The organism is Pseudomonas fluorescens NCIMB 11764 (assembly GCF_000293885.2).
In the GTDB taxonomy this organism is placed as follows: domain Bacteria; phylum Pseudomonadota; class Gammaproteobacteria; order Pseudomonadales; family Pseudomonadaceae; genus Aquipseudomonas; species Aquipseudomonas fluorescens_B.
Genome location: NZ_CP010945.1, coordinates 5,453,889 through 5,480,564, shown reverse-complemented (window position 1 = coordinate 5,480,564; position 26,676 = coordinate 5,453,889). Strand labels below are relative to the sequence as shown.

At 56.6% G+C, this 26,676-nt stretch carries 28 protein-coding genes and 1 pseudogene; 19 read left to right on the top strand and 10 right to left on the bottom strand.

All coding sequences use genetic code 11. From position 1 onward, the window contains the following. The first annotated feature begins 21 nt into the window (after nt 1-21). Nucleotides 22-366, top strand: a complete 345-nt coding sequence (locus B723_RS24935; protein ID WP_017338397.1) for a cupin domain-containing protein — start codon at nt 22-24, stop codon at nt 364-366. A gap of 86 nt (nt 367-452) precedes the next feature. On the opposite strand, the gene B723_RS24930 is transcribed toward B723_RS24935, so the two are convergent. After that, nucleotides 453-971, bottom strand: a complete 519-nt coding sequence (locus B723_RS24930) for a hypothetical protein (protein WP_052909710.1) — start codon at nt 969-971, stop codon at nt 453-455. Between the two features lie 330 nt (nt 972-1,301). Here B723_RS24930 and B723_RS24925 point away from each other — a divergent pair, with 330 nt between their 5' ends. The 7 genes from B723_RS24925 to B723_RS24895 all read left to right on the top strand — a co-directional run bounded on the left by B723_RS24925 (nt 1,302) and on the right by B723_RS24895 (nt 7,177). Next, nucleotides 1,302-1,796 carry a cupin domain-containing protein gene (locus tag B723_RS24925; RefSeq protein ID WP_017338398.1) on the top strand — a complete coding sequence of 165 codons (495 nt, stop codon included), beginning with the start codon at nt 1,302-1,304 and terminating at the stop codon, nt 1,794-1,796. A 118-nt stretch (nt 1,797-1,914) separates the two neighbouring features. Continuing rightward, complete coding sequence (locus B723_RS24920) at nt 1,915-2,670, top strand: DUF4239 domain-containing protein (RefSeq protein ID WP_017338399.1); 756 nt, start codon at nt 1,915-1,917, stop codon at nt 2,668-2,670. A gap of 184 nt (nt 2,671-2,854) precedes the next feature. After that, nucleotides 2,855-3,157, top strand: coding sequence for an ArsR/SmtB family transcription factor (locus B723_RS24915; protein WP_017338400.1), 303 nt, complete (start codon nt 2,855-2,857; stop codon nt 3,155-3,157). 61 nt (nt 3,158-3,218) lie between these two features. Beyond that, nucleotides 3,219-4,193: a zinc-dependent alcohol dehydrogenase family protein gene (locus B723_RS24910; RefSeq protein ID WP_017338401.1), complete on the top strand. Its 975-nt coding sequence runs from the start codon at nt 3,219-3,221 to the stop codon at nt 4,191-4,193. 41 nt (nt 4,194-4,234) lie between these two features. Continuing rightward, the gene (locus B723_RS24905) at nt 4,235-4,528 is read left to right on the top strand and encodes an antibiotic biosynthesis monooxygenase family protein (protein ID WP_017338402.1); all 294 of its coding nucleotides are present in this window, start codon (nt 4,235-4,237) and stop codon (nt 4,526-4,528) included. 165 nt (nt 4,529-4,693) lie between these two features. Further along, nucleotides 4,694-5,686 carry a TerC family protein gene (locus tag B723_RS24900; protein WP_017338403.1) on the top strand — a complete coding sequence of 331 codons (993 nt, stop codon included), beginning with the start codon at nt 4,694-4,696 and terminating at the stop codon, nt 5,684-5,686. Between the two features lie 222 nt (nt 5,687-5,908). Next, nucleotides 5,909-7,177, top strand: a complete 1,269-nt coding sequence (locus B723_RS24895) for an OmpP1/FadL family transporter (RefSeq protein ID WP_031318824.1) — start codon at nt 5,909-5,911, stop codon at nt 7,175-7,177. Between the two features lie 66 nt (nt 7,178-7,243). On the opposite strand, the pseudogene B723_RS33825 reads toward B723_RS24895, so the two are convergent. Next, nucleotides 7,244-7,345: pseudogene (locus B723_RS33825) on the bottom strand (transporter); the annotation flags it as partial. A gap of 456 nt (nt 7,346-7,801) precedes the next feature. Here B723_RS33825 and B723_RS24890 point away from each other — a divergent pair. Both B723_RS24890 and B723_RS24885 read left to right on the top strand, forming a co-directional pair. Then, on the top strand, nt 7,802-9,769 hold the full coding sequence (locus tag B723_RS24890) for an alkyl/aryl-sulfatase (RefSeq protein WP_017338405.1): 1,968 nt from the start codon (nt 7,802-7,804) through the stop codon (nt 9,767-9,769). Between the two features lie 180 nt (nt 9,770-9,949). After that, on the top strand, nt 9,950-10,486 hold the full coding sequence (locus tag B723_RS24885; RefSeq protein ID WP_017338406.1) for a dihydrofolate reductase family protein: 537 nt from the start codon (nt 9,950-9,952) through the stop codon (nt 10,484-10,486). A 413-nt stretch (nt 10,487-10,899) separates the two neighbouring features. Here B723_RS24885 and B723_RS24880 read toward each other — a convergent pair whose 3' ends face one another. Then, on the bottom strand, nt 10,900-12,387 hold the full coding sequence (locus tag B723_RS24880) for a hypothetical protein (protein ID WP_238588297.1): 1,488 nt from the start codon (nt 12,385-12,387) through the stop codon (nt 10,900-10,902). A 470-nt stretch (nt 12,388-12,857) separates the two neighbouring features. Here B723_RS24880 and B723_RS24875 point away from each other — a divergent pair, with 470 nt between their 5' ends. After that, entirely contained in the window at nt 12,858-14,186 is a 1,329-nt protein-coding gene (locus tag B723_RS24875) for an AAA family ATPase (RefSeq protein WP_017338408.1), read from the top strand. 148 nt (nt 14,187-14,334) lie between these two features. Here B723_RS24875 and B723_RS24870 read toward each other — a convergent pair whose 3' ends face one another. Next, complete coding sequence (locus B723_RS24870; RefSeq protein WP_031318826.1) at nt 14,335-14,607, bottom strand: hypothetical protein; 273 nt, start codon at nt 14,605-14,607, stop codon at nt 14,335-14,337. A gap of 431 nt (nt 14,608-15,038) precedes the next feature. Between B723_RS24870 and B723_RS24865 the strand changes: the two genes are divergently transcribed. The 3 genes from B723_RS24865 to B723_RS24855 all read left to right on the top strand — a co-directional run bounded on the left by B723_RS24865 (nt 15,039) and on the right by B723_RS24855 (nt 18,162). Next, a complete protein-coding gene (locus B723_RS24865; RefSeq protein ID WP_017338410.1) occupies nt 15,039-16,397 on the top strand; it encodes an MATE family efflux transporter in 1,359 nt (452 codons plus the stop codon). A 153-nt stretch (nt 16,398-16,550) separates the two neighbouring features. After that, nucleotides 16,551-17,525: an alpha/beta fold hydrolase gene (locus B723_RS24860; RefSeq protein WP_017338411.1), complete on the top strand. Its 975-nt coding sequence runs from the start codon at nt 16,551-16,553 to the stop codon at nt 17,523-17,525. A 205-nt stretch (nt 17,526-17,730) separates the two neighbouring features. Beyond that, the gene (locus B723_RS24855; RefSeq protein ID WP_017338412.1) at nt 17,731-18,162 is read left to right on the top strand and encodes a cytochrome d ubiquinol oxidase subunit II; all 432 of its coding nucleotides are present in this window, start codon (nt 17,731-17,733) and stop codon (nt 18,160-18,162) included. A gap of 2 nt (nt 18,163-18,164) precedes the next feature. Here the strand turns inward: B723_RS24855 and phnE are convergent, their stop codons facing one another. From phnE to B723_RS24835, 4 genes are read right to left on the bottom strand one after another with little or no spacing between them, the layout of a single operon-like run. Beyond that, on the bottom strand, nt 18,165-18,932 hold the full coding sequence (phnE, locus tag B723_RS24850) for a phosphonate ABC transporter, permease protein PhnE (protein WP_017338413.1): 768 nt from the start codon (nt 18,930-18,932) through the stop codon (nt 18,165-18,167). Further along, nucleotides 18,929-19,756, bottom strand: coding sequence for a PhnE/PtxC family ABC transporter permease (locus tag B723_RS24845; protein ID WP_017338414.1), 828 nt, complete (start codon nt 19,754-19,756; stop codon nt 18,929-18,931). The genes phnE and B723_RS24845 overlap by 4 nt, the downstream gene beginning before the upstream one ends. Then, nucleotides 19,750-20,547 carry a phosphonate ABC transporter ATP-binding protein gene (locus tag B723_RS24840; RefSeq protein WP_017338415.1) on the bottom strand — a complete coding sequence of 266 codons (798 nt, stop codon included), beginning with the start codon at nt 20,545-20,547 and terminating at the stop codon, nt 19,750-19,752. Before B723_RS24840 ends, B723_RS24845 begins: the two co-directional genes overlap by 7 nt. Continuing rightward, nucleotides 20,544-21,395: a putative selenate ABC transporter substrate-binding protein gene (locus B723_RS24835; protein WP_017338416.1), complete on the bottom strand. Its 852-nt coding sequence runs from the start codon at nt 21,393-21,395 to the stop codon at nt 20,544-20,546. Before B723_RS24835 ends, B723_RS24840 begins: the two co-directional genes overlap by 4 nt. Before the next feature lie 299 nt (nt 21,396-21,694). Between B723_RS24835 and B723_RS24830 the strand changes: the two genes are divergently transcribed. The 4 genes from B723_RS24830 to B723_RS24815 all read left to right on the top strand — a co-directional run bounded on the left by B723_RS24830 (nt 21,695) and on the right by B723_RS24815 (nt 24,164). After that, nucleotides 21,695-22,147 (top strand): Ohr family peroxiredoxin, encoded by a 453-nt coding sequence (locus tag B723_RS24830; RefSeq protein ID WP_017338417.1) that lies wholly within the window; start codon nt 21,695-21,697, stop codon nt 22,145-22,147. A gap of 69 nt (nt 22,148-22,216) precedes the next feature. Further along, on the top strand, nt 22,217-22,669 hold the full coding sequence (locus B723_RS24825) for an Ohr family peroxiredoxin (protein WP_017338418.1): 453 nt from the start codon (nt 22,217-22,219) through the stop codon (nt 22,667-22,669). 124 nt (nt 22,670-22,793) lie between these two features. Next, nucleotides 22,794-23,363, top strand: a complete 570-nt coding sequence (locus tag B723_RS24820) for a YceI family protein (RefSeq protein WP_017338419.1) — start codon at nt 22,794-22,796, stop codon at nt 23,361-23,363. Between the two features lie 117 nt (nt 23,364-23,480). Next, entirely contained in the window at nt 23,481-24,164 is a 684-nt protein-coding gene (locus B723_RS24815; protein WP_017338420.1) for a GNAT family N-acetyltransferase, read from the top strand. 182 nt (nt 24,165-24,346) lie between these two features. On the opposite strand, the gene B723_RS24810 is transcribed toward B723_RS24815, so the two are convergent. Next, entirely contained in the window at nt 24,347-24,787 is a 441-nt protein-coding gene (locus B723_RS24810; protein ID WP_017338421.1) for a hotdog fold domain-containing protein, read from the bottom strand. A 155-nt stretch (nt 24,788-24,942) separates the two neighbouring features. Here B723_RS24810 and B723_RS24805 point away from each other — a divergent pair, with 155 nt between their 5' ends. After that, on the top strand, nt 24,943-25,560 hold the full coding sequence (locus tag B723_RS24805) for a TetR/AcrR family transcriptional regulator (protein ID WP_017338422.1): 618 nt from the start codon (nt 24,943-24,945) through the stop codon (nt 25,558-25,560). A 442-nt stretch (nt 25,561-26,002) separates the two neighbouring features. On the opposite strand, the gene B723_RS24800 is transcribed toward B723_RS24805, so the two are convergent. Next, nucleotides 26,003-26,656 carry a TetR/AcrR family transcriptional regulator gene (locus B723_RS24800; protein WP_017338423.1) on the bottom strand — a complete coding sequence of 218 codons (654 nt, stop codon included), beginning with the start codon at nt 26,654-26,656 and terminating at the stop codon, nt 26,003-26,005. Nucleotides 26,657-26,676: the final 20 nt, after the last annotated feature.

Below are 26,676 nucleotides of genomic sequence, written 5' to 3'. Positions count from 1 at the left end.
GTCTGTACAGAGAAGAGCGCGATGAGCATTGAACAGGTGGCCCCTGAAACGAAAGGGGTGGCGGTGAAGTTACTGGCAACGGTCGACCTCGGCCCCGAGATCGAGGGCATGGCAGGGCGCCAACTTCGAATGCGTTTGGTGACCATTGATCCTGGAGGCGTCTTCGGGCCGATTCATAACCATAAGGACAGACCAGGCACCGTCTACATCCTGCAAGGAACGATCACTGATCACCGCGACGGAGTCGCCACCGACTATGGGCCGGGAGTGGGCTGGCCCGAAGACAGGAACACCACGCACTGGCTGGAGAACAGAGGCACCATTGCGGCGGTGGAAATCTCGGTTGATATCGTCAGGCAAGGGTGAGTTCGCTGACTGCATCGAGACAATGAACACGAAAAAGCCCGGCTGATCAGGCCGGGCTTTTTGGGAATTGCGGTGACGCGATTTGTTTATGCTGCGCGGCTTTCGATCAGACGATCCGAGCCACCTTCAGCAACGCGGTTCTCGATCAGACGATCCGAGCCACCTTCAGCAACGCGGTTTTCAATCAGACGATCCGAGCCACCTTCGGCCACACGATTCTCGATCAAACGATCCGAACCACCTTCAGCAACGCGGTTCTCGATCAAACGATCCGAGCCACCTTCGGCAACGCGGTTTTCGATCAGACGGTCCGAGCCACCTTCGGCAACGCGGTTCTCGATCAAGCGATCCGAGCCACCTTCAGCGACGCGTTTTTCGATCAGACGGTCCGAACCACCTTCAGCGACGCGGTTCTCGATCAAACGATCCGAGCCACCTTCGGCCACACGATTCTCGATCAAACGATCCGAACCACCTTCAGCCACACGACTTTCAATCAGACGATCCGAGCCGCCTTCAGCGACAACCGGGTGAGTCGAGGTCGCGGCAAAAGCGTTAACTGCAAAAACCGAGAAAGCGATGCTGAGGATGGTTTGGCGTTTCATGATCGTGTGCTCCGGGGTGTTGTTGGTTGGTATGGAGCCAATGTTACGCCGCGGATTTTTTATGAGAACTTCATTGACGTGATGGTGACCATCGACGGCATTGATAGAGCGAACGGCCTGCCTCTGGTGAACGTGATGATGGAGTGCGGCGCTGGCAACCGGAACGTGCCAGCACATTGATTACATTGCGTATCAACTGTAATGCGCGGCAACGTCTTTCTCAGCGCTGCCAGTGACAAATACAGTGACTCGCCACGATTTGCTCACCGGATGTACTAGCGGAGCAGGTGACGATCTCAATGTGTTTACTGCGTAATTAAGGTGTCTTTCATGATTCAGAACATGATGAAAACTGCTGGTCTGGCTGCACTTCTTGTCGCCAGCGCAGCAATGCCATTCGCCCAGGCACAATCATTGCCACTCGATAAAGTGGGTGCTTTGCATAATGAAGACGTGGAGTGGCGCAGCTTTCCAGCGTTCCCGAAAGAAGTGAAACTGGCTGTGTTGGCCGGCGACCCGAGCAAGCCAGCACCCTATGTGGTGAGAGTCAAAGTGCCCAGTGGCACCAAATTAATGCCCCATACCCATCCTGAAGATCGTATCTACACGGTGATGTCCGGTGTGTTCTACATTGGCTTCGGTACAGTTTTCGATCCAGCAAAACTGGTGGCTTACGGTCCGGGCAGCGTAGTAATACTGCCGGCCAATACGCCACATTTTCACTGGGCTAAATCAGGAGAGTACATCTCACAGGTTTACGGAACGGGGCCGCTGGGCCTTGAATACATTGATAGCCATGATGATCCCCGGAATGCGGCGAAGTAACTTCGCTTGAACTGAGCAACCCATGCCATTCGATGGCAGATAGGCTAGGATTTGATGCATCAAGCTATCAATCGCTCGACGCCAGACTCTTGCAAATCGCTGACTTCGAAGGCAACACATGGATTCTATCTGGGTAGCGGTAGCCATTTTCACCTGTTTGCTGGCAGCATCGTTGCTGATGATGCAACTGTATCCAAAGCTGGCAGCGCGCCACAAAGACGAAGACACGAATGCCGTGGTTCGTCTGGTGGCGAACATATTCGTGGTAATGACTTCGTTGGTATTCGGCCTGATGATTAATTCGGCCAAAAACACATTCGAAGCCATCGACTCCAATGTGCATGCTTATGCAACAAGTCTGATTATTCTCGATCGATCATTCCGAGCCTATGGCACCGCCGCAGAAAAGGCCCGGGGGCATCTGATGGTTTATGTCGAAGAGGCCATTGCCAATCCCTATCGGGGTGACCAGGCGCTACAGCACCAAAAAAGTCTCGCGGTCCAATATCTGGACGCTATCGGTGGGGCATTGACCGCCATCAAACCAGTGGACCGCTTTCACGAGACCATGATGGTGGATATACGTCAGCAGTATCACTCTCTGATCGAACAGCGCTGGAAGATCGTTGAACAATCAGAGGGTGCCATCCCGGGCCCGCTGATCGGCATGCTGGTGGCATGGATGACACTTATCTACGCCAGTTTGGGTTACCGGGCGCCGCGCAACCCTATGGTCGTGGGAATGTTCACCGTATCGGCGCTACTCATAGCCGCCTCTGTTTATCTTGTACTGGACATGAATGTTCCGTTCCACGGCCCGATACAAATCTCAGATGCCCCGTTGCGCAGAGCGCTTGCAGAGATGCAGTTGTAGAGGCTTGCGTTCAGCAAAACACGGTTTTGAACAGGCTCGAATGCCTGTGTCTTCTGTATGAAAAATCAATCCACAGCCATAAACAGTCACTCGGTCTAGCGTGAGAAACCGTTGGCAATGCAAAACTCGAGATTGTTTTAAGCTCTCGCATTGACATATCGATAAATCTCGATATCCTCGGCTCATGGAATTGATCGAAATATTCAAAGCCCTCTCAAACCCGACGCGTCTTGAAATCCTGAAAGGTTTGAAGGATCCCGCAAAGAACTTCCCTCCGCAGGACGAAGGTGACGTTCTCACGGTCGGCGTTTGCGTCAGCAGTATTCAAGAAGGGATCGGACTGTCGCAGTCAACGGTGTCCGGTTATCTGGCCACGTTGCAACGAGTGGGCCTGGTCGAAGTCAGGCGCATCGGTCAGTGGACCTACTACAAACGCAATGAAGCAACCATCAGCGCGCTTGCCGAGATCATCGGGAAAGATTTGTAATTTTTTACCGCAACATATCGAGATATCTCGATATTCCATTTTATCGATGCGAGGATTTACTATGAAAGCGATGATGCTTAAATCATTCGGCGGTCCTGAATCGTTCGAACTTTGCGACGTGCCCAAGCCCGTGCCGCAAACAGGGCAGGTCCTGGTCCGGGTGCACGCAACCTCCATCAATCCATTGGATTACCAGGTTCGACGTGGCGATTATCCCGACCTGGTGCCACTGCCGGCCATTACCGGGCACGACGTCTCTGGTGTTATCGAAGCAGTTGGGCCAGGTGTGACGACCTTCGCTCCAGGAGACGAAGTCTGGTACACCCCGCAAATATTTGAAGGGCCAGGCAGTTATGCCGAGTACCACATCGCGGCCGAAAATATTGTCGGGAAAAAGCCTCCCTCGTTGAGCCATCTTGAGGCGGCAAGCCTGACCCTGGTTGGCGGAACGGCGTGGGAAGCACTGGTCGTGCGTGCGGCGCTCAGGGTAGGGGAAAGCATTCTTGTCCACGGCGGCGCGGGAGGCGTCGGTCATGTCGCGATCCAGCTGGCGAAAGCCATTGGCGCAAGGGTCTTCACGACCGTGCGTGAAGCAAACGTTGAGTTCGCACGCAGCATGGGGGCCGATGTGATCATCGACTATGAAAAAGAAGATTATGTTGATGCCGTCATTCGGGAAACGGGTGGCCGCGGCGTTGATGTTGTGTTCGACACCATCGGCGGCAACACATTGTCACGCAGCCCCGACGTGCTCGCACAACTTGGTCGCGTCGTCACGATCGTAGACATTGCGCAGCCACAAAACGTCGTTCAAGCCTGGGGCAAAAACGCGAGTTATCACTTCGTTTTCACCCGGCAAAACCGCGGCAAGCTCGATGAGTTGAGCGCATTGATAGCGCGCGGTCAGCTACGGCCACACGTTGGCGCCGTCTATTCGCTTGCCGACATTCCCCTCGCACATGCCCGGCTGGAAAGTCTTAACAACGGTATTCAAGGAAAAATCGCGATTGCTGTCGAGCCATCGCTCATCTCGTAAGTGCGCACTTTCAATCGTTCACGTCCATTCAGAGGTACGCCATGATTTATGAAATCGCTCTGCTCCCCGTTCACAAAGAACGGATTGAACCGTTCCGACGTGCATTCGCCGAGGTCGCTCCTTTGCTCAGCCGCGCCGAAGGTTACGGCGGCCACTTGCTTGCGCAAGGGATCGAAAGCCCCGAGATGTTCAACCTGATAGTGAGGTGGCGATCACTCGAGGATCACACGCCGGGCTTCGAAGCGAGTGAAGACCATCGGCTGTTCATGATGGGCATAGAGGAATATTTTTCGGGAGAACCGAAGGTCTTCCATATTGAGGGCGGAAACTTTTAGGACTGACGGGCCTCGCACATTGAAATAACTTGCAACCCTTGCGTGATTGAGAAATTCCACGCGTCTCTCTAGATTTTTTCCCACAACGCCGGGCCCCTCTGACAGCGAATAGCTGCCATGTCGGAGTTGCAGTTTGTACAACTTCGACACTTGGAGGAGGGGCTCATGACTGCCCTGGAACCGTTCTTTCTTGCCGAGTTTCTCGGCACCGCCACTTGGTTGTGGCTCGCTTTTATCAGCATCGTTATCGGCCTGTTGATCTTCGACCTCGGGGTGCTACACCGCGGGCATCGAGAAATCGGCGTTCGTGAAAGCCTGCTGCTGTCTGCTGGCTATATCACCGCTGGCTTGCTGTTCGGCCTCTGGGTCTGGCAGGTCAAGGGCGGTGACGCCGGGATGGATTTCTACACCGGCTTTCTGATCGAGAAATCGTTGTCGATGGACAACGTATTCCTGATGGCGATGATCTTCAGCTTTCTCTCCATTCCGCGTAAGTATCAGCACGAGGTGCTGTTCTGGGGCATTCTCGGTGTGATAGTGCTGCGCGCTGTCATGATTGGCCTGGGGGCGGCGCTGATCGCCGAGTTCAGTTGGATTCTCTATGTGTTCGGCATCTTCCTGCTGTTGACCGGGGTAAAGATGCTGTTCAGCAAGATCGATGCCCAGCCCAACCTTAGCGATAACCTGCTGGTGAAGTTCCTGCGCAAACACATGCGGGTGACCGATCGCTTGCATGAAGGGCGCTTCTTCGTGCGCCAGGCGGATGCCAGTGGCAAGTCCGTGGTCTGGGCGACGCCGTTGTTCCTGGCCCTGGTGCTGATCGAGTGTGCCGATTTGGTCTTCGCTGTGGACAGCGTGCCGGCGATCTTTGCCATCACCCAGGACCCCTTCATCGTCTACACCTCCAACATCTTCGCCATCCTTGGCCTGCGTGCGTTGTATTTCGCCCTGGCGGCGATGATTCACCGCTTTGCCTATCTCAAGTACGCCCTGGCGCTGGTGCTGGTGTTTATCGGCGGCAAGATCTTCATGGTCGGCATCATCGGCAAGATTCCGGCGGTCATTTCCCTGAGCGTGACCCTGGCTTTGCTGCTGGGCGGCGTGCTGCTATCGCTTTGGAAAACCCGCGGCCAGGCCTCTGCCGGCCCGCAGGTTTAGATCCGGACAGATGGCGGCTGCCACACGAAAACAGCAAACCCGGCGCGAGGGCCGGGTTTGGATAATCCGTGCCAGTCACGCGTGCGGCGAATATCGGCATTTCGACGACTATCAGCGTGGCGCTTCAACTTAAGAGGGGGCATGGGGGTAACTATTGATAAGTCCATCGACAGGTAGACATTAGCTACGCTCAATCAAGAATAGATACTTGCCGAGGTACTAATGCACGCCAGAACAACCACCTTGCCCGCCCTTACGCTCCTTGCGTTTTGCTGTCAGCAAGTGTGGGCTGGCGGCATCATGCTCTACGAAATCGGCACCGATAACGCCGGCCTCGCCAACGCCGGTGCCGCCGCCCGCGGCCAAGGCCCTTCGACAATATCCAGTAACCCGGCGGGCATGAGCTACCTGCCAGGCACGCAGATCACCGGCGGTTTGCAAGTGCTTTACGGCGACCTGACCTTCGATCGAGATTCCGACACCAATGTCCCTGGCCGCAGAAGTGGCAATGCCCTTGATCCGATTCCCGGCGGCAGCTTCTTCATCTCGCATGAGCTTGACGATCACTGGAGTGTCGGTTTCGGCCAGTACGGCGATTTCGGTCTGGCGGTCAATTACGACAACGACTGGTCCGGGCGTTACTTCGCGCAAAACTCCAGCCTGCTCGGCTTGTCCCTGGTGCCCAGCGTGGCGTATCGCTTCAACGAGCAATGGTCGGTGGGCGTGGGCATCAAGGCCATGTACGGCATGTTGCAGGCGCAAACGGCTATCGACCGGTCCCCCTTCGGTTTCACCGACCGCACGGACGGTCAGTACAAATACAAGGATGGCACCTGGGGCTATGGCGCCAACGTCGGGGTGATCTACGCCCCGCAAGCCGGCACGCGCATAGGCCTGACCTATACCAGCAAAGTCGACTTGAACTTCGAAGACCGGCTGGATGTGCAAGGCGACGGCCGTCTGCTGGAGCGCGTCAACAACACCAATATCAAACTCGACACGACAGTGCCGCAGACCCTGACCCTGAGCCTTTTCCAACAACTGGACCGGCAATGGGCGTTGCTGGCCTCAGCCAACTGGCAGGACTGGTCGGAATTCGGCGATATCGGAGTGCAGGTCGATACCACCGCGCTCGGCACGCAATCGAAAACGGTCGATGCCGGTTTCAAGGATACCTGGCACTTGTCACTGGGCGCGCAGTACCAAGCCGCCGAGCAGTGGCTGTGGAATGTGGGTGTGGCCTACGACAGTAGCGCAGTCTCGGACAGCAAACGCAGCGTAATCGTGCCCATGGGCGAATCCTGGCGGATTGCCGCGGGAGCCACCTATGCCCTGAACAGGGACACCGATGTCAATCTCAGCTGGGCCATGGTCTGGCTGGGCGACATGCCGGTGGACCAGACCAAATCCGTGTCAGGCACTCGAACTTCCGGTCAGTTCGACAATGCCTGGATTCAAGCGCTGACCGGCAACATGACTTGGCGATTCTGATACTCAGTAAACGAAAGAACGTCCATTTCATCCAAAGAGTAAAACCACTAAGGATCTGTCCGGAAATCTGGAAATCAGGTTCCAATCGTCGTTCAAACTGAATGGGAGTACCGGCTGGAGATTAGTGACGCTGCGTATTCCGTCACCTGCAAGCCCCATCTTTTGATCCCCGTCCGCGACCTACTGGCCTTCTAAACACCACCAACAAATTCAGGTAGGTATAGCTGGATTATTTGGCGTTGGCCGCAGTTGAAAAATGGAAAGACAATTTCTCGCCCCCCGCAACCTTTACCACCTATCGATGAGCGACTGACTGGCCGAACAGTCATCCGGTCGGCTAGAAACCCAGGCGTTCCCCCATCCTCACAAAACAAATTCACAATCACTGACTGGTTGATTTATCTCAACTCTGTCCGCCCGGGCTTCGTAATACTTCAGCAGTGCCGAGCACGAAAATAATAGAGGCAGGCTTGATTACGGTGTGAGGGTAAGCACAGTCAGAATGGCGCCACTGCACCGTGCTGTCGCCATTTCAGGGTCTGCGCTGTTCGTTGATTTGTACGAAATGATGCCCGACGTCAGAAGCAGTTTCGGGAATGTGTTTGCAAACACGAGGAGAAAAACATGCTAGCTCCGCTTCCCAAACAAATAGCGCTCGCACTTTTATCGACCTGCGTTGCCATCGGCGCGGCGCATGCCGCTCCCAATGAGGCCTCCGAGGTCACTCGAAAAGCCAACGACGCCTTGCTCAGCTACTTACCCTTTGCCAATAAACAAGACTTCGAAGACGCGAACCACGGCTTCATTGCCGATTTACCCAGCCCTGTGATCAAGGGCGATGCGGGCAACACCGTGATCGATCTGTCTCAGTACGATTTCCTCAAGACAGAAGGCCCGACACCCACCACAGTCAACCCGAGTTTATGGCGGCAATCGCAGTTGCTGGCGATTCGAGGTTTGTTCAAAGTGGTGGATGGCATCTATCAGGTGCGCAATATCGACCTGGCCAACATCACCTTCGTGCGAGGCAAAACCGGTTGGATCGTAATCGACCCACTGACCTCGGCGGAAACAGCCAGAGCGGCACTGGCGCTGGTCAATGACAAGGTTGAAACACTTCCGGTGTCTGCGGTGATCTTCACCCATTCACATGTCGACCACTTCGCTGGCGTGCGTGCCATTGTCACTGAAGCCGATGCGAAATCCGGCAAAGTCCCAGTGATCGCCCCTGAAGGTTTCATGGAGGAAGCGGTCAGTGAAAACGTGTTTGCCGGCACTGCGATGAGCCGTCGCGCTTCTTACATGTATGGCAACCTGTTGCCAAAAGGCTCCAAAGGGACCGTCAGTGGCGGCTTGGGCATAACCACGGCAGCCGGCACCATCACGCTGCTCGAACCGAACAAACTGATCGAGAAAACCGGAGAAACACTCAGCGTCGATGGCATCGAGGTGGTGTTCCAAATGGCACCCGGCACCGAAGCTCCGGCGGAAATGCTGTTCTATTTCCCGCAATTCAAAGCCATTGACCTGGCAGAGGATGCCAACCACACCTTGCACAACATACTTACCCTGCGTGGTGCAAAAGTTCGCAGCGCGCAGAAGTGGGCCAGCGCTCTGGGGCAAACCCTTGATCTGTGGGGGGCGGATGCCGTGGTGTCGTTCGGTAGCCACCATTGGCCGCAGTGGGGTAATGATCGCGTTGTGCAGCATCTCGAGAAACAGCGCGACCTCTACAAGTACATTAACGATCAGACGCTGCGCATGGCCAATCAGGGCATGACCATGAACGAGATCGCCGAGGCGTTCGTCCTGCCTGATAGCCTGGCCAAAGAGTTTTATAACCGGGGTTACTACGGCAATCTCAAACACAACGTGCGCGCGACCTATCAGCTGTATTTAGGCTTCTGGGACGGTAACCCCGCGAACTTCGACCCGCTGCCGCCAGCAGAGGAAGCGAAAAAGTATGTCGAGATGATCGGCGCCGACAAAATGATTGATACAGCCACAGCGGCCTATGCCAAAGGCGAGTATCGCTGGGCAGCAACCGTGGCCAACAAGGTGGTTTTTGCGGACCCGAAAAACCAGGCGGCACGTGCCATCGAGGCCGATGCTCTGGAACAGATGGGTTACCAGGCCGAGTCCGGCCCGGCGCGAAACTTTTACCTGTCCGGTGCGCAGGAACTGCGTGGTGGCGTGAAAAAAATGGTCACGCCCAATACCAGTTCACCTGACATCATTCGCGGCATGACCACTGAAATGTTTCTCGACTTCCTGGCCATTCACTTGAACGGCCCTAGAGTCGGAGACAAGTCATACCTCTTCAACCTCAACTTCCCCGACATTAACGCCAAGTACGTGTTGACCGTAAAAAACGGCGTCATGAACTACAGCAAAGACAAGCAATTGGATCAGGCCGATGGCACTGTCACTCTAAACCGAACCACCCTCGACGACATTGCCCTGGGCAAACTGAAATTGGGCAATCTCTCTGAAAGCGGCGAAGTGACCATCGACGGCGACAAGGCCAAATTCAAGGAAATGCTGACCCACTTCGACCAGTTTGACTTCTGGTTCACCATTTCCGAGCCTTAGCCCAGACGAGCCTGCACCTTTAAAGAACGCCCCACAGTTGGGGCGTTCACGTATCGGAGGTTGGTTGAGAAGGGGCATCTATCGGCCAAGTCGGGAAAACCCGCCAGGAAATTTAGCTATATATTGGTTTCGCCGTCCTCGATGCGGTCAGCCATGCGTCGTCTAAACAAGGAGACTCCGATGACCACTGCACATGTTTTCATCGCCACCAGTCTGGATGGCTTCATCGCCCGACCCGACGGTGACATTGACTGGCTTTTGCAGCGCGATGATCAGAGCGAGGATCACGGCTACCTGGCCTTCATCGCCGACAAGGATGTGATCGTGATGGGGCGGGGGAGCTATGAGAAAGTGCTGACCTTCGACACCTGGTTCTACGACCGGCCAGTGGTGGTGTTGTCTCAACAGTTGGCCGACTCGCAAGTGCCTGAGGCGCTAGAGGGCAAGGTGCGTTTTTCCAACCTCACGCCTTCAGACCTGTTGGCGGAAATGGCGAGCCAAGGTGTGCGTCGAGTCTATGTCGATGGCGGGCAGGTGGTGCAATCATTCCTGCGTGAAGGGTTAGTCGCCGATATGGTGATCACCACCGTTCCCGTGCTGATCGGGTCGGGAAGACCATTGTTCGGGGCCCTTACGCAGGACATTGCTTTGAAGCTGGTCACCAGCCGGTGCTTTCCTTCGGGGCTTGTGCAGTCTACCTATCAGTTGGTGCGTTGATCTTCTGAAGGGGAGGCCGGATCAAAGGCGAGGGTGAGATGGCATCTCGTCTACGGTGCTGTCGTGAAAATCACCGCTTCTGGCCGATTACTACCCGTCGCGATAGGGAGCAAACGATCCAAAGCGGCCCCTTACGGAGGGCAGAAATCGGCCGATTTTGTTGAAAAAGTCGGTCTGCCCAAACTGCCTGATCATTGAGTGGTGAAAACGCCTTTTTTGCACGCTGCTACGTGAAATCCGAGTCGGAAGCCCCTGCAAAAAGTAAAGATTTTCAATCTCGGACGCGTACTTTTCTGACGCGTAAACCATGGCCGACTTTTTCAACAGAATCGGCCAAAAGCGGACATCTGTTAAATGCAGAAACTCAACCGTCTAGAGAGCTAGGTGAACAGCATGAGTATCCAAATTTTGCTTTACGGGCAATTCATCAGCGCGTCATCTAGGTCTTTTTCAAACTGAACAGCATTGTCTCTGAGTCGATGATCAAGCTCCCGGAAGTGGGTTAGCAACGCCGACCGGTAGCTGCACTTAGCCGGCATACCGGTACCAAAAATCGTTGCCTTGTTAAGCTCGTCCGCCACCCCAATAAGACCTAGTTGCCCTCTAAGGTTGTTGTGGCTAGCAATGACCAGACCTAGCAACTTACGCTTGAAATAGACCGGGATGGTCGTGCTAGGGATGATACTCTGCATCATCTCACCGATGGACTTTGCAGCCTCTTTAGAGATGTACAGTTTGTCGAAGCCTTCAGGCGTAGGAATCGCAAGGGACGTGCTTGGGGGCTTGATGCGTCCACATTGCTCCATCCAATCAATTGCGACCGAAAAGAGTCGTGCCAGTAAATAGTGAAGAGGGGTAGGCCATTCCTGGAATGAAGGTTCCTCAGGTATTTGTTGCATCTGAGCGAGGATGCTTCTCGCGAAGTGCTGGAAATAATGGAGCCACATATGATCGTGGAGTCCATGGTGGATACCTTCATGTACCATGATCTCGAATAGCGTGATACCTGAGTTAATTGGGCATCGATATCGCCCTAAATCGTAGTAAGATCCCAGCGGCTCATTGAGCTTCGAGATAAGCGCTTTGTCCTCATCTAGCCGACGACAAACCGCATCGCCAATAGCTTGGTAAACGCCAAGTTTGACCGCGACCGTGGGATCCTCAAAAAAGAAGCGTAATATTCGGTTGCTCTGTGGGATCGCCAAACGCGCAGCGCCATTCAGATTTTTATTATTTTTAAGTTCAACGTAAAGCTGGCTCCCGGGAGCTTCGAGCATTGCTTCCAAGAATTCTTTAGTGAAGTCATTCAGAACTGATTCTTCCGTATCAAGCAACTTGAGGCAAAAATAAGGATGATTTAGCGTTAACGAGCGGGTCAGCTCTGAAGAAATGACTAGACTTTGTAGAATTTCGCGAGCTTGAATTTTGGATTTGTCGCGATTCGAAAACCAAGCTGTTATTAGATTCGGCTTCTTTCTCTGCTTCCGCATTGCAGTCGATCGTTCTCCGCCATTGGCCGATAGCGTGAAAATGGGCAGGCGTTTAACATGGTAGATAAGTTGAGAAGGCGATGGGGTCCTCCTACTAAATTTAATCAATTTCGGCAGTTGTGGTTCTACATGTAGAACCAACTCGTCATAGCGCTTAGTGAGGATAAGGGCCTCTATCATCTCACGGAAAATCCCTACTTTTCCTCTGACTAATTTGGGAGAACGGGTCCTCCAAAAAAAGTAAGTTGCAATCATGAGTAGAAGGACGTACACCGCCGTGTCGCTGTTAAAACCAAAACACCAGGGGCCAAAGCTGAAGTACAATCCTAGCTGTACCAGCGCGGGTGCAAAAACCAGATAGTGAATAAGTAGAAATACGAAACCTACAATCGCCCAGTCCAGACGGCTCATACAGAACCTAAGCTGGAGTTTGCTGACTTGAGGAATGAAGGCCCAAACGGCTGCTATCACCCCCAGTATGGTTAGCAAATTTGTTGTGTTGATTTGAGCTGCTGCTGACATTTCTTAGCCGTCTGATCTATGGGTGCGGTCGCATTATGAACTGCTCGACGCAAATGGTAGCACGCCTTTTAAATTCGATAGCGAGGCTTTCGGGGGATGAAAATTCTCGGTTCCTGAACTTGTCTAGGTGTTCAAGTTGAACCTGACGGGCCGGTTATGGCCGGCTTCGGCCTGTCGTGGTCAGATACCGGCCATTGGCCGTCAGCCAAACACTACGAGTAAATCAGAGGCGGTAACCGTGGCGACAGTGTCTGGCTTTCCCACTAGCACTGATAGCTATCAGCCATGATAAAGCGATATAGTAGAATCATACGTTACGCCATTATTTTTTAGAATTTCAAATTTTGCAAGGACGGCACATGATCGCTATCGCTAACGTTTTTAATGGGGGCAAAGCCTCTAGTGAAACCTATGTCCAACGTGAAAAAGGGAGATACGAAGCAGAGCTCAAGCAGGGAATCTTGGAAAATGGAATTCTTTGTTTAATCACCGGATCCTCAAAAACAGGAAAGACGACCCTTTACCAAAAAGTATTGTCGGAACTTGATAAGGAACCTCTTCGTGTACGATGCAGTGCATCCCTTAAAGCTGATGATTTCTGGAGCTATCCATTAGAGAATTTAGATTTTTCTCGCCTAAAGACCTTGGAGGATGGGGGCACCCGAACAATTAGCGGAACAGGTAGCGTAAGCGGGACTTTAGGCTGGGGATGGCTTGCGAGCTTAAAGGGAACAGTAGGGGTAGGTATCACCGATGCTAAAGCTGAAAAGGAAGTGAAAGACGCCATACTCGCGAAACCATCTCCAACTCATCTGGTTCCTTTGCTTAAAAAATCAAATGCAGTACTAGTGGTCGAGGATTTTCATTACTTAACTGAAGAGGTACAGCGAGAGGTTTTTCAGCAGTGGAAAATCTTCACAGATAATGAGGTTTCAGTGATAGTTGTTGGCACCACTCACCATGGTGTTGATTTGGCAACAGCGAACTCGGATCTAATTGGGAGAATCACGCACATTGACCTTGGTCGGTGGTCGGACAGTGACCTAAAGGCCATCGCCAATAAGGGCCTGACATTGTTGAATGTTGCTGATAAATCTCTAGTAGTAAATCCGATATCGGAAGAAAGTGCAGGCTTGCCAATTCTTACTCAACAAATATGCGCTCAACTTTTTATCGACAAAGGCATTACCGAGTGGGATCCCGAAAACAGTATCTCCTTTACTAAGAGTGATGCTCAAAAAGCGATGCACAAGGTTGCTAAGACCCGTTATTCAAATTTCGAATCGTGGTATGCCCAGCTTGTACAAGGGCCTAGGAAGCAGGCCAGAAAATACGATACATATAAAATAATTCTTGCACTTTTTGCCCAAGATCCCCCGACATTTAGTTTTACCAGGCACGAAATTGATATCCGCCTGAAAGCTGCTGGATTAGCCGCTTCTGAACTGCCGCCCGCAGCATCTATCAACAGCACCCTAGCATCTCTAAAGAATTTTCAAGACAAAAGAAATTTTGAGTTGCTAGAATGGAGTAAATGCGATAAGACGGTGTATATATTGGAGCCAAGTTTTTTGTTCTACCTTCGCTGGCGCGAAAATAGAACTATCGTAGCATCTGTATTTCAAATGCTTCTGAATATGGCTGCTGGACAACTCGCTGTACATTTTAAATCTAAATTTAATGGATGATTAGCTTCATAGTTACTAGAGCACAGAAGCGGCAAGTATCCGAATGGCTGCTTTTGGCCGAAAGCGGACGAGAGTTATGCCTTAGAATCCAGATCTCAGATCTGTTTATAGTGCACAAAAAACGGGCGCCTTCAGCGCCCGTTTTCATTTACTCCATCGTCTGCGCCCGCAATCGTCGACCGATCACATCCATCAAGTCGCAGCCATCCCGCAACGGAATGGCCAGCAGCTGAGAAAAGTCCTTCAACACAACCGTGTCGCAACCAAGCTCGGCGCGGTAGGCGATGTTTTCCAATACCTGCGTAACCGTGCGGATGCGGTGATCAGCGGCTGCTTGCAGGACGTCGAGTGGAGCTTGGGTATCGATGAGCAGGGAGGCCGGGATCAGGTCGATTCCGGTGAGAGGCATGTATCTTTCCATAGGTGAGATCTCGTTCAGTTAGATGAGAACCGCCAACAGATCGTCGCCAAACGAATAGGGTGGCAGTTGCGCGCAGGTTGGCGAACCGGGAACGAGTAACCGGCAGACCCGAAGGTCTCCCGCGCGCAACCGCCATAGTACAGCGGTTTTGCAGTTGCGACGACGCCTGCAAATGAGCAGGCGGCCCTCGCATTCGTATCTCGGGTCGCCAAACCCGTATCGCCATTTTGGGCGACGGGACCGACTATAAGCCTCATCAGAACAGCGGGGAAGGTGACGCATTCCGAGGTTTGTGTAGGAATTTTTATGCCGTCCTAGGACGCAATATCTGCGTCCGAAAACAGCGTCAAAACATTCATTCAACTTTGTTCATCCCGGCTAACGCTATCCTCTAGAATCCCAACTCCGCAGTCGAGACGGACCTCCACCCAATGCAAACCCCCACCACCCAACACCCCCTCTGGAAAACCTACCTCCTTTTCCTCGCCCCCATGGTCCTCTCCAATTTCCTCCAATCCATGTCGGGCACCGTCAACAGCATCTACATCGGCCAAATGCTCGGCACCCAAGCCCTGGCCGCCGTGTCCGGCATGTTCCCTATCGTGTTCTTCTTCATCGCCCTGGTCATCGGCCTTGGCGCGGGGGCGGGGGTGCTCATTGGCCAAGCCTGGGGCGCACGGGAGCCGCATCTGGTGAAAACCATCGCTGCCACCACCTTGCTGTTGGGCGCAATCATCGGCCTGACGGCGGCGGTGCTGGGCAGTGTATTCGCGAGGTCAGCCTTGCAGGGTTTGGGCACACCGGCCGATGTGCTCGACGACGCCGTGTCCTACGCCCACGTGATGATGTGGATCATGCCGTCGCTGCTGGTCTACGTGCTGTTCACCCAACTGCTGCGCGGGGTGAGCGATACGGTGTCGCCGCTGATTGCGTTGGTGGTGTCGACCTGTATCGGGTTGGCACTGACGCCGGCGTTGATTCGCGGTTGGTTCGGGTTGCCGATGTTGGGGATTCAGAGTGCGGCGTATGCGGGGTTGGTGGGTAACCTGTCGGCGATGGGGTGGCTGGCGTGGCGGTTGATCAGCAAGGGGCATCCGTTGGCGCCGGATCGGGAGATGTTTGCGGCAATGCGCCTGGATCGGGTGATTCTCGGCAAGGTGTTGCGCATCGGCTTGCCGACCGGGTTGCAGATGGTGGTGTTGTCGGTGTCGGAGCTGGTGATTCTGGCGCTGGTGAATCAGCACGGTTCGCAGGCAACGGCGGCGTATGGGGCGGTGACGCAGATCGTCAATTACGTGCAGTTTCCGGCGTTGTCGATTGCTATCACCGCGTCGATTCTTGGGGCGCAGGCGATTGGGGCGGCGCGGGTGGAGCGGATCGGGCCGATTTTGCGTACGGGGTTGTTGATCAATGTGTGCCTGACCGGTGGGTTGGTGCTGTTGGGTTACCTGTTGTCGCACTGGTTGCTGGGGTTGTTTCTGACGGACGATTCGACGCGGGCGAAGGCTGAGCATCTGTTGCACATCATGCTGTGGAGCCTGCTGTTGTTTGGCTTCCAGGCGATCATCGGCGGGATCATGCGCGCCAGCGGCACGGTGTTGGTGCCGATGGCGATTTCGATTGTGTGCGTGGTGGGCGTGCAGTTGCCGGTGGCGTATGCGCTGGACGGGCAGTTCGGGTTGCAGGGCGTGTGGATGGCGTTTCCGGTGGCGTATCTGGGGATGCTGGTGTTGCAGACGCTGTATTACAAGCTGGTGTGGAAGCATCAGAAGATTGAGCGGTTGGTGTAGGCGCTGTTCCGGGTACGGCTGCGCACGAAGACGTATCGCTAAGTAAGATTGGCCGCGAGAGATACAGGCCATTACAAAACCGATACGTGGGGGATACATCGAGGTGGCAAGGTTTGCCCATACCTCCTTTCCACCCTTCAGTCGGAGCCCCCGATGAATAAATTGCTGTCTGCATTGGCCCTTGGTTGCACGTTGGGTCTGTCACTGGTCAATACTTCCCACGCCGCCGAACCGGCCGGCTATTCCTCGGATCAGTTGGCGGTGGCCTACCGCAGTGTCAAGGTCGATGGCCTGAGCATTTTCTATCGTGAAGCCGGTCGTGCGGATGCGCCCACCTTGTTGCTGCTGCACGGTTTTCCCAGTTCTTCACGCATGTATGACCCGCTGTTGGCGCGGTTGGCGCAGCACTATCATCTGGTGGCGCCGGACTATCCGGGGTTCGGCCATAGCGATGCGCCGGAGGCCAAGGCGTTTGCCTACACGTTCGATCATCTGGCCAGTGTGATGGAGCATTTCACCGAAGCCCTCGGCCTGAATCATTACTCGCTGTATGTGCAGGACTACGGCGGCCCCGTTGGCATGCGGATGATGCTCGCCCACCCCGAACGCGTGCAGGCGCTGATTGTGCAGAATGCGGTGTCCCATGAGGCGGGCCTGGGGCCGCTGTGGCAAAAGCGTCGTGAATTCTGGGCCAACCGGGCTGCCAACGAGGCGGGGTTGAGAGCGAGCTTTTTCTCGTTGGCGACGACCCGACAACGGCATGTCGGCGCCAACCCGCAGATCGAGGTGTTCAACCCGGACCTGTGGACCGACGAATTCAATTTCCTCAACCAGCCGGGGCAGGCCGATATCCAGAGCGACCTGTTCTATGACTACCGCAACAACGTCGCCAGCTATCCGAAGTGGCAAGCGTGGCTGCGCGAGCATCAACCGCCGACGCTGGTGGTGTGGGGCAAGTTCGATCCGTCGTTCGAGGTGGCGGAAGCGGAGGCTTATCGCCGGGATTTGCCCAACGCCGAGATTCATGTGCTGGAGGCGGGGCATTTTGCGCTGGATGAGAAGCCTGATGACATTGCGCGATTGGTGGGGGATTTCCTCGGCAAGCACGTGAAGACAACAGGAAAATAAAGCAGGGTTTCGGGTAAGAGGGTGGGCTGGTCGTGGGCCACCTTCAGCCTGGCAATCGAGGGTGATGCAAACCGACAGGCGTGACGCTGCACTCTCACGGAATGAACCCGTAGCGAAGGGGTCAACCAGTAAGGCCACCTTCGGACAGTCGTCATGCCTAGCCACTGCCGCATTTCCATCAACGTGCGCGAGCATCAGGACCCGCATGGACGCGGCTGAGTCGGTGCTGATGGCCGCACGCGTGCAGTTCGCGCTCACCATCAGTTTCCATATTGTGCTGGCCGCGCTCACCATCGGCCTGGCCAATTTTCTGATGGTGCTTGAAGCGCTTTGGCTGTGGCGTGGCCAACAACGCTATCTGGACGTTTACCGTTACTGGCTGGGCTTTCGAAGTCGCCTTCATGCGTTGCCACTGTTCGCGGCATTGGGCGTTTTCGTGTTGGCGTTTGCCTTGATGATCATGGCGCTTTATCCGCTGATCGTTCCGCCGCACCTGACCCTGCAAGCGGCGGCGTCCAGCCCGACCAGTCAGACATTCATGCTGATTGGTTTTGCCGTGCTGATACCGGTGACGCTGATCTACAACACCTACGGCTTCCGCGTCTTCAGCGGCAAGGTGCGTGCGGTGCGTGATTGACCTCAGGCCTGGACCCAGCGTTGCCGACTCCAGCTGCTCAAGGTATCGACGGCGAAGACCAGGATCAGCATCGCCAGAATCACTGTGCTGGCTTGCGCTTCCTGAAACAGGCTGAGGCTGACATAGAGCATTTGCCCCAGGCCACCGGCGCCGACGAAGCCGAGCACACTGGCCATGCGGATGTTGTTTTCCCAGCGGTACAGGATGTAGGCCAGCAGCTGCGGAAACAGGTTGGGCAGGGTGCCGTAACAGAAGGCCCACACGGCGTTGCCGCCCTGCAACCGGATGGCATCGGCCGGTTCCGACGGGGTGTTTTCCAGCGCTTCGGCGAACAGTCGGCCGAGCACGCCGGTGGTGTGCAGCGCCAGCGCCAGCGTACCGGCGTTGGGGCCGAGACCGGCGGCGAGCACCATCAGCGCGGCCCACACCAGTTCCGGCACGGCGCGCAACGCGTTGAGCAGCAGTCGCGAGGCGCTCTGCAACGGCCAGCCGAAACGTCCGGCCGCGGGCAATGCCAACAGCAAGCCGAACACCGCCGCGAGCAGGGTGCCGAGGGCGGACATGGCGATGGTTTCGAGGGCGCCATGGGCGATGGCTTGCAGGTGATTGGGGCTCAGGTCCGGGCTGAAAAAGCGCTGCGCATAAGCGCCCATCTGGTTCAGGTTGCCGGTGCTGCCGAGTTCGCTGAGGTCGATGCCGAGGTAGATGAACGAGGCGATGACGGCGGCGCCGATGCCGAGCAGCAGGGCCAGGTTGAACAGACGGTTCATGCCAGCCTCCAGCGCAGCAGGCGGCTGAGTTGGTCGGCGAGCAGCACCAGAACCAGGAAGGTCAGCAGCAGACTGGCCACTTCTCCGCCGGCGAACATGCGCAACGACAGGTCCATCTGCTGACCCAAGCCGCCGGCGCCGACAAAACCCATCACCACCGAGGCCCGTATCGCGCATTCCCAGCGATACACCGTGTACGACAGTAGTTCTGCCGAGACATTGGGCAGGATTCCGTAGAAAAACGCCGCCAGCCGACCGCTGCCGGATTGCAGCAATGCATGGGCCGGACGTTGATCAACCGATTCGAAAATTTCCGCGTAGACCTTGCCCAGCATGCCGCTGTAGGTAATGGCGATGGCCAGCACGCCGGCGGTTGGGCCGAGGCCGACGGCCCGCACGAACAGCAGGGCCCAGACGATTTCCGGCACGCTGCGCAGGAAAATCAGCAGCCCGCGCACCGGCCAGCGCAGCAGTTGACCCCCATAACTCGGGCGCCCCGCACGCGACGCCGCCGACAACGACAGCGCACGACTGGCCAACAGGCTGGCGGGAATCGCCAACAGCAACGCCAGGGCCATGCCCGCCGTGGCGATGGCCAGGGTTTGCAGGGTGGCTTGCAGCAACAGCTCGATGAACGCCGCGTCATGGGCCGGGGGCCAGAAGGCGGACACGAACCGGCCGATTTCACTCTGGCTGTCACTTGCGACCAGCACACCGAGGTCCAGCTCGCTGTAGTGGATGCCCGGCCACAGCAGGGCGATGGCCAGCAGGCTGAGCAGCAGGCGCGGCAGGGTGGCCGGATCGCGGGTGTCGGACGTCAGCATCGGGGAATCTGCACACTCAAGTGAGCGGGAGGCACCGGCGAGCGTTCCAGTTGCTCGTTGGCGTAGAGCGCGTCGAGCTGCTCACGGTCGACGGCGCTGGCGGGCAGGTCGAACAGAATCTGCCCGTCACGCAGGCCAATGATCCGCGAAAAATGCGCCAGGGCCAGCTCCACCGCGTGCAGGCTGGCGACCAGTGTGACGTTTTGCTCCCGGGCATGACGGCAGAGCACCGACAGCGTGTGCTCGGCCAGCACCGGGTCCATGGCCGAGACCGGTTCATCGGCCAGCAACACCTCGGGCGCTTGGTACAACACCCGGGCAATGCCCACGCGCTGCAGCTGTCCGCCGGACAACTGCTGGCATCGCGTGAACAGTTTGTCGCTCAGGTCCAGCCTGGCCAAGGCCGCTCGCGCGCCCGGAATGTCCAGCGGATAGAGCAAATTCAGCAGGCTCTTGCCCAATCCCCATTGACCCAGCTTGCCGGCCAGAACCGCCGTGACCACACGCTGGCGCGGTGGCAACGGCGGCGCTTGATGGATCAAACCGATGCGTGCGCGCAAGCGCTGACGCTGACCGGCCGACAACTGCCAGGCACGCTCGCCGAGCACTTGCAGCTCGCCGGCGCCCGGTCGCAGGGCGGTGGCCAGCAGGTTGAGCAGGCTCGATTTGCCGGCACCGGACGGGCCGATAATGGCGACCTGTTCGTGGGCTTCGATGTGCAGGTCCACGCCACGCAGCGCTTGAACGCCGTTGGCGTGGGTAAGGCTGACCTGGGTCAGATGCAACGTCATTTGAGCAGTTCGGCGGCGCGTGCGGCTTCCTCGATGCCCTTGTAGTTGTCCGGGCTGGTTTCGATGAATCGGCTGGCGGCCTGCAAGTCGAGAATTTCCTTGTCCTTCGGATTCGCCGGGTCGAGTGCGAGGAACGCGGCTTTGATCTTGGCCGCCAGTGCCGGGTCGAGGGTCCCGCGTACCGTCCAGTTGTAGTCGAAGTAGGCCGGGGTGGTGGCAAACACCTTGACCTTGTTGGTGTCGACCTTGCCGGCCGCGACCAGTTTTTCCCACACGCTGGCGTTCAACACCCCGGCGTCGACCTTGCCGGCCTGGACCCAGGCGACCGTGGCGTCATGGGCGCCGGAGTAGCCGACGCGGCTGAAGTAGGTTTCCGGTTTGATGCCGTCCTTGAGCATGAAGTAGCGCGGCATGAGGCTGCCCGACGTGGAAGACACCGAGCCGAAGGCAAAGGTCTTGCCCTTGAGGTCGGCGAGGGATTTGACGGCGGGGTCGGCGGTGATGAATTTGCTGGTGAACTGCGCATCCTGTTCGCGCTGTACCAACGGAATCGCGTTGCCGGTTTTCAGGCGTGCCTGCACGAACGTGAAGCCGCCCAGCCAGGCCATATCGATCCGGTCGGTGGCCAGCGCCTCGACCACGGCCGGGTAATCGCTGACGGGCACGAACTCGACCTTCATGCCCAATTGCTGTTCCAGGTAGGCGCCCAGCGGCTTGAATTTACGCAACAGTTCGGTGGGCGCTTCATCGGGAATTGCGCTGACCTTCAAGGTGTCGGCGGCCTGCGACAGCAGGGTGCAAAAAGACAGGGCCAGGCCGGCAGTCAATGCCAGGGTACGCTTGAACATGGAAATTCTCCGGTGCATTTACGGAACACTATAGAGGTGCGCCGGGCACACGCAGGTGACGGCAAGGCGCTTTGTGAGGTTAGACGAAGCGTAGCGGGGCCGATTACTTCAGGCCTTGGTGCAAGTGTGACGTGGATGTAAGCCAGGGGGAAGCCGGGGCGATAAATACCGTTCGTCAGCGATGTGCGCTACGACCTATTGACACCGGTGCGTGCCTGAGTGAATATTAATCCATCGTACACGACACAATCGAACGCGACAAGAAATCAAACCCCATTGCACCGTAGAGGATTCACCCCATGAGCAAGATCGACAAAGTCCTGGCCACCGGCAAAACCCACACCACCGCCAGCGCTGCCGGCAACACCTCACGCGGTCACAACGGCAGCCTCGACATCACCTTGTCGACGCCGGGCACTGCCAAGCCAGCCCACGTATTCGCCGCGACCCAGCCGCACCCGACGGCCGAGCAACTGTTCGCCGGTGCATGGTCTGCTTGCTACACCGCCGCGGTCGGTCTGGTGGCCAACGACTTGAACGTGGTGCTGCCGGCGGATCTGTCGGTCGACATCGAAGTCGATCTGGGGCAGGGCGGTGCGGAGTACTTCCTTCAGGCTCGGCTGACTTTGCGTGTACCTGGCCTGTCGCAGGACATTGCAACGACCCTGGCGCATACCGCCGACCAGATTTGCCCGTACTCGAAAGCGACTCGCGGCAACATCGACGTGGCGCTGAATGTCCTCACCGTTTAAATCTTTTTTTTATCTCATATATCGCATGCGATAAAAGCGCATACGAATACAAATCTTAAGGGAATCATCATGAGCAAGATCGATAAAGTACTGGCCACCGGCAAAACCCACACCACCGTCAGCGCCGCTGGCAAGACCTCGCGCGGACATAGCGGCAGCCTCGACATCGTGCTGTCGTCGCCCGGCAGCGCCACACCGGCACATGTGTTTTCGAACACTCAACCGCACCCGACGGCCGAGCAACTGTTCGCCGGCGCCTGGTCCGCCTGCTACACCGCAGCGGTCGGGCTGGTGGCCAAGGACCTGAACGTGGCACTGCCGGCGGAGACGTCCGTGGACATCGAGGTCGATCTGGGCCAGACCGGTCAGGCGTACTTCCTGCAGGCTCGATTGACCTTGCGTGTGCCAGGCCTGTCGAACGAGATTGCAACGAAGCTGGCGCACACGGCCGACCAGATCTGCCCGTACTCGAAAGCCACCCGCGGCAACATCGACGTGGCACTGAACGTCATCACCGAGTGATGCGACAGGACTCGACGGCGCCACGGGCGGGCGCCGGACGAGTTCACGCCGTTGCAAAAAAAAACGGTGGTGAAACGGTGCAACAACCTGATCAAATCAGTGGGAGCCTCGCCCGGAGAGTCCCATGAATCCTCGATTGCCACCTTTCGCCGCATGGGTTGTTGCGCTCACCTTTGGCGCCTTGTCTGGCGCCGATGCCGCCGAATACACGCAAGTCAATACAACCGCCAGCACGCTTTCCTTCACTTATAACCAGTTCAGCTCTCGGGTTTACGGCACGTTCAGCCAATTCGAAGGCAAGCTGGATTTCGACACCGCAAACCCTTCAGCGGCCCATGCCGCGCTCACCATCCAGCTCGACAGCATCGATGCCGGCAGCATTGACGCCAACGAAGAACTGAAAAAGCCCGCCTGGTTCGACACCGCGAACTCGCCGGTAGCGACGTTTGAGTCGACCGCTGTGAAATCAGTGGGCAACGACCGCTATTCGATCACCGGCCAACTCACGCTCAGGGGCATCACCCGCGAGGTGGAAGTGCCCGTGCAACTGAAAGCCGAGAACGCCATCGGCATCTTCGATGGCGAACTGACGCTCAAGCGCAGCGACTTCAATATAGGCGAGGGCGAGTGGGCGGATACGGTGGTTTCCGACGACATCAACATCAGGTTTCGCATGGTTGCGCCGCAGCAGTAGGGTGCACGTCGCGGCTTGCCGGCGCCAAGGCCCGAACAACCAGCACAGCTCCCCCCTTCGGTCCCGCCAGCACGTTATGATACGCACGCCCGTCCGTTCCCAGAGTCCAGAGCCTCAATGCCCCAGATCACCCACTTCAAGACCCCATGCCCTGAGCATCTTTCCAGCCAGATCCTGCAGATGGTCGTCGACAACCTGACCGACATCAGCATGGTCGCCATCCCGCCGAGCAACCTGTTGTACAACGTGTACCAGTACGCGATCGGCTACGAAGTGCACCTCTATCTGGAGGCGTTGAACGGGTCGAAAGGGGTTGCAGTGGAGTTGATCGTCGCCACGGACGTGGACGATCCGGAAACGGTTATCGGTTTCTTGCTGTACTTGCCGTTCCAGGATGATCCCGAGGCGTGCGGCGTGGCGTACATGGCGGTCCAGGCCGGTCATCGGCGCCAGGGCGTGGCGCGCAAGATGCTGCGGGAAATGGTCGGTCGCTACCCGCATGCCGAGCTGACCTGCGCGGTTGCCAAGGTACCGTGGTTTGAGTCGATGGGCTTTCAGGTGGTGGGCGTGCGCGGTACTCAGGTGCTGATGAACACCCGCGATCATCGTTCCGGCGGCTTGATGGGATTGCTGGATGTGGCGTCGATCTACAGCTCGCTGGAGGTGCGGCAGATTCATACCTACTTGCTGCAAAAACACGGCAAGCGCGCGATGCTCGATGCGGAGAAACAGCGTGACCGGCATCTGGACCAGCTGACGTACAAGGCCAATGAGTTTGTGCGGGAGCGGTTGGGCGAGTAACCGCGCTCTAAATGTACAAGCGAGCTTTTGTGGCGAGGGGATTTATCCCCGTTGGGCTGCGCAGCGGCCCCAGCATTTCCTTGTTAAACCGCATGTACAGGGTTTATGACTGCTGCGCAGCCGGACGGGGATAAATCCCCTCGCCACAAAAAGCCCATTCCCACATTAGACCCAATCAGGGTTTAAGAAAGCTTCACGTTCATGGTGATCCGCGCCGTGAACACCTTCCTGCCTTCAACGTCGAGTATGTCCACCGGCACGATCTTGTCGCCTCCGGTGGTCCAGTCGACGTCGCCCCCATCGGCCACCGCCGTGACGTCGGTCTTTGCCTTCGCCAGGTACTCGACTGTCATGCCTTTTGGAATCCAGCGTGCCCCTTCGGGAATCGACACGTCGGTCATCATCCCCGCTGCCAGTTCAGCCGCATTGCACATCGCGATGGCGTGCACGGTGCCCAGGTGGTTGGTGATTTCCTTGGCGAACGGCACCTGCACCGTCGCAGAGCCTTTGCGCAACTCCGTGACCAGCGGGTTGATGGTGCTGAAGTAGGGCGCCACCTGGCAGGCCATTGTGCTGAAGGCTTGCGGGCCCACGCTGTTAAACAGGCTGAGGAACTGACTCATTTTGAAACCTCATTGATGATCGGATTAACAGAATGTTGTTCCGTAACAGAATAATGTTCTGTAACGGAACAGTATTCTGTCAGCGGGAAATCTGTCAACCTTGTTCGATGGCGATCACATGCCTTCACTCTTGGTTTTTTGGGTCTGTGTTAAACATGGAAACGTCAGATTTACTCGAGCGCTGCTACCCCGGAAGACGCGCTGAACTCAAGCGCGATATTTTTCGAAAGGCCCTCACACTGTTCAACGAGCAGGGAATCGAGGCCACGACCATCGAAATGATCCGCGCCGAATGCGACACCAGCGTGGGCGCGATTTATCACCACTTCGGGAACAAGGAAGGTCTGGTGGCCGCGCTGTTTTTCACCGCCCTGGACGATCAGGCCAGGTTGCGCGACAGCTATTTGAGCGACGCGAAAACCACGCAAGCAGGCGTATACGCGCTGGTGCACAGTTACGTGGATTGGGTCGACAGCCAACCCGAGTGGGCGCGCTTCCAGTACCACGCGCGATTTGCCGTCACCAAAGGGCCTTTCAAGGACGAACTGACGACCCGCAACAAGGCGCGCAACAAGCAACTGCTGGAATGGCTGTCGGCTTCGGCCAGAGGCGATGAGTTGAAAGGCACTCCGGCCGAATTGCTGCTGTCGCTGATCATTGGCCAGGCAGACAGCTATTGCAGGGCATGGCTGTCGGGCCGGGTAAAGGGCAGTCCGAAGGTGTACCGGGACACGCTTGCACACGCGGCGTGGCGATCGGTTTCCGGCGATTGAACAGCAAAAAGCCCGGTCAGAAGCCCAATGCTGTTCACTTAAGCGCGCTCTTGGATCGTGCATACCTTTGTGGCGAGCGAGCTTGCTCGCGCTGGGCTGCGTAGCGGCCCCAAAAATCTGACAACTATTGCCGAGTTTTGTGAGTGCTACTCACTCAAGCGGGAGCAAGCTCCCTCACCACAAGTTTCCTTTGATTCAAGACACTCTTAAGTGAACAACATTGCGGTCAGAAGCCGGGCTTTTTCCTGTCTGGAATGCGTGCACTTGAAAAAGAGCCTCAAGGCTCTTTGATGGGGAGGAAGTAGAGCCCTCGAGGCTCAAGATGCACGTGAAACAAGCGGCGAGCTTGGTAGGGGTTCAGATCACTCACCACCTACGCAACCGCTGAGTTGAGCAAACAAACGGCTGCGTAGAATCATCGTAGGAAGATGAGGTTCGGCACTCAAGTACCGCTAGTCGCCTCTGTGCCAGCCCTGCCACGCGCGCCTCTTTCAACCATTGCGACGATGGTTTCGAATAGCTCGTCCTGCGCCTGTACGGCGCTGATTTCACCCGTCGCGGCAGCCTGGGACAAGGCTTCCGCCGCACCGAGCATCGCCCGCAAACCCGCTGCCGTGATCTCGCCCGTGCCCGCGAAGGGGGCGAGGGCGGATCGGCATTTGTTCAGGAAGATCGCCTCGTACTCGCGCTTGATCTTCTCCAATTCCGGCGAACTGGCCAACGCGGCGATCACGCCCGGGATTTCGTTGCCCTGCAGCAACACACAGTCCACGTACGACGAGGCAATCACCCTGGCGGTGCCGACCAGCGTCGGTTCGCTGTTCTGCAGTGCCGTATCCATGACGGCAGTCTGGCGCGCATCAAAGTCTTGGTAGAGCGCCGCCAGCAAGCCGGGGCGCGTCGTGAAGTGGTCATACACCACCGGTTTGGTGATCCCGGCCTGTTCGGCGAGCCGCCCCAGTGTCAGCGCGTCGGTGCCTTCTTCCCGAACGAGTTGCCAGGCGACGTCCAGCAACTGGCGCAGGCGGTCCTCCCGGGACAGGCGTCGTCGTGGTTGCGGGGTGGAATCTTGCGCGGTTGTTTTGGAGGTTGACATGGCTATGTACCAAAAGTAAC

Coding starts and splice junctions, on each gene's coding strand:
- B723_RS24935 (WP_017338397.1), top strand. CDS start 22: ATGAGCATTGAACAGGTGGCCCCTGAAACGAAAGGGGTGGCGGTGAAG.
- B723_RS24930 (WP_052909710.1), bottom strand. CDS start 971: ATGAAACGCCAAACCATCCTCAGCATCGCTTTCTCGGTTTTTGCAGTT.
- B723_RS24925 (WP_017338398.1), top strand. CDS start 1,302: ATGATTCAGAACATGATGAAAACTGCTGGTCTGGCTGCACTTCTTGTC.
- B723_RS24920 (WP_017338399.1), top strand. CDS start 1,915: ATGGATTCTATCTGGGTAGCGGTAGCCATTTTCACCTGTTTGCTGGCA.
- B723_RS24915 (WP_017338400.1), top strand. CDS start 2,855: ATGGAATTGATCGAAATATTCAAAGCCCTCTCAAACCCGACGCGTCTT.
- B723_RS24910 (WP_017338401.1), top strand. CDS start 3,219: ATGAAAGCGATGATGCTTAAATCATTCGGCGGTCCTGAATCGTTCGAA.
- B723_RS24905 (WP_017338402.1), top strand. CDS start 4,235: ATGATTTATGAAATCGCTCTGCTCCCCGTTCACAAAGAACGGATTGAA.
- B723_RS24900 (WP_017338403.1), top strand. CDS start 4,694: ATGACTGCCCTGGAACCGTTCTTTCTTGCCGAGTTTCTCGGCACCGCC.
- B723_RS24895 (WP_031318824.1), top strand. CDS start 5,909: ATGCACGCCAGAACAACCACCTTGCCCGCCCTTACGCTCCTTGCGTTT.
- B723_RS24890 (WP_017338405.1), top strand. CDS start 7,802: ATGCTAGCTCCGCTTCCCAAACAAATAGCGCTCGCACTTTTATCGACC.
- B723_RS24885 (WP_017338406.1), top strand. CDS start 9,950: ATGACCACTGCACATGTTTTCATCGCCACCAGTCTGGATGGCTTCATC.
- B723_RS24880 (WP_238588297.1), bottom strand. CDS start 12,387: ATGAGCCGTCTGGACTGGGCGATTGTAGGTTTCGTATTTCTACTTATT.
- B723_RS24875 (WP_017338408.1), top strand. CDS start 12,858: ATGATCGCTATCGCTAACGTTTTTAATGGGGGCAAAGCCTCTAGTGAA.
- B723_RS24870 (WP_031318826.1), bottom strand. CDS start 14,607: ATGGAAAGATACATGCCTCTCACCGGAATCGACCTGATCCCGGCCTCC.
- B723_RS24865 (WP_017338410.1), top strand. CDS start 15,039: ATGCAAACCCCCACCACCCAACACCCCCTCTGGAAAACCTACCTCCTT.
- B723_RS24860 (WP_017338411.1), top strand. CDS start 16,551: ATGAATAAATTGCTGTCTGCATTGGCCCTTGGTTGCACGTTGGGTCTG.
- B723_RS24855 (WP_017338412.1), top strand. CDS start 17,731: ATGGACGCGGCTGAGTCGGTGCTGATGGCCGCACGCGTGCAGTTCGCG.
- phnE (WP_017338413.1), bottom strand. CDS start 18,932: ATGAACCGTCTGTTCAACCTGGCCCTGCTGCTCGGCATCGGCGCCGCC.
- B723_RS24845 (WP_017338414.1), bottom strand. CDS start 19,756: ATGCTGACGTCCGACACCCGCGATCCGGCCACCCTGCCGCGCCTGCTG.
- B723_RS24840 (WP_017338415.1), bottom strand. CDS start 20,547: ATGACGTTGCATCTGACCCAGGTCAGCCTTACCCACGCCAACGGCGTT.
- B723_RS24835 (WP_017338416.1), bottom strand. CDS start 21,395: ATGTTCAAGCGTACCCTGGCATTGACTGCCGGCCTGGCCCTGTCTTTT.
- B723_RS24830 (WP_017338417.1), top strand. CDS start 21,695: ATGAGCAAGATCGACAAAGTCCTGGCCACCGGCAAAACCCACACCACC.
- B723_RS24825 (WP_017338418.1), top strand. CDS start 22,217: ATGAGCAAGATCGATAAAGTACTGGCCACCGGCAAAACCCACACCACC.
- B723_RS24820 (WP_017338419.1), top strand. CDS start 22,794: ATGAATCCTCGATTGCCACCTTTCGCCGCATGGGTTGTTGCGCTCACC.
- B723_RS24815 (WP_017338420.1), top strand. CDS start 23,481: ATGCCCCAGATCACCCACTTCAAGACCCCATGCCCTGAGCATCTTTCC.
- B723_RS24810 (WP_017338421.1), bottom strand. CDS start 24,787: ATGAGTCAGTTCCTCAGCCTGTTTAACAGCGTGGGCCCGCAAGCCTTC.
- B723_RS24805 (WP_017338422.1), top strand. CDS start 24,943: ATGGAAACGTCAGATTTACTCGAGCGCTGCTACCCCGGAAGACGCGCT.
- B723_RS24800 (WP_017338423.1), bottom strand. CDS start 26,656: ATGTCAACCTCCAAAACAACCGCGCAAGATTCCACCCCGCAACCACGA.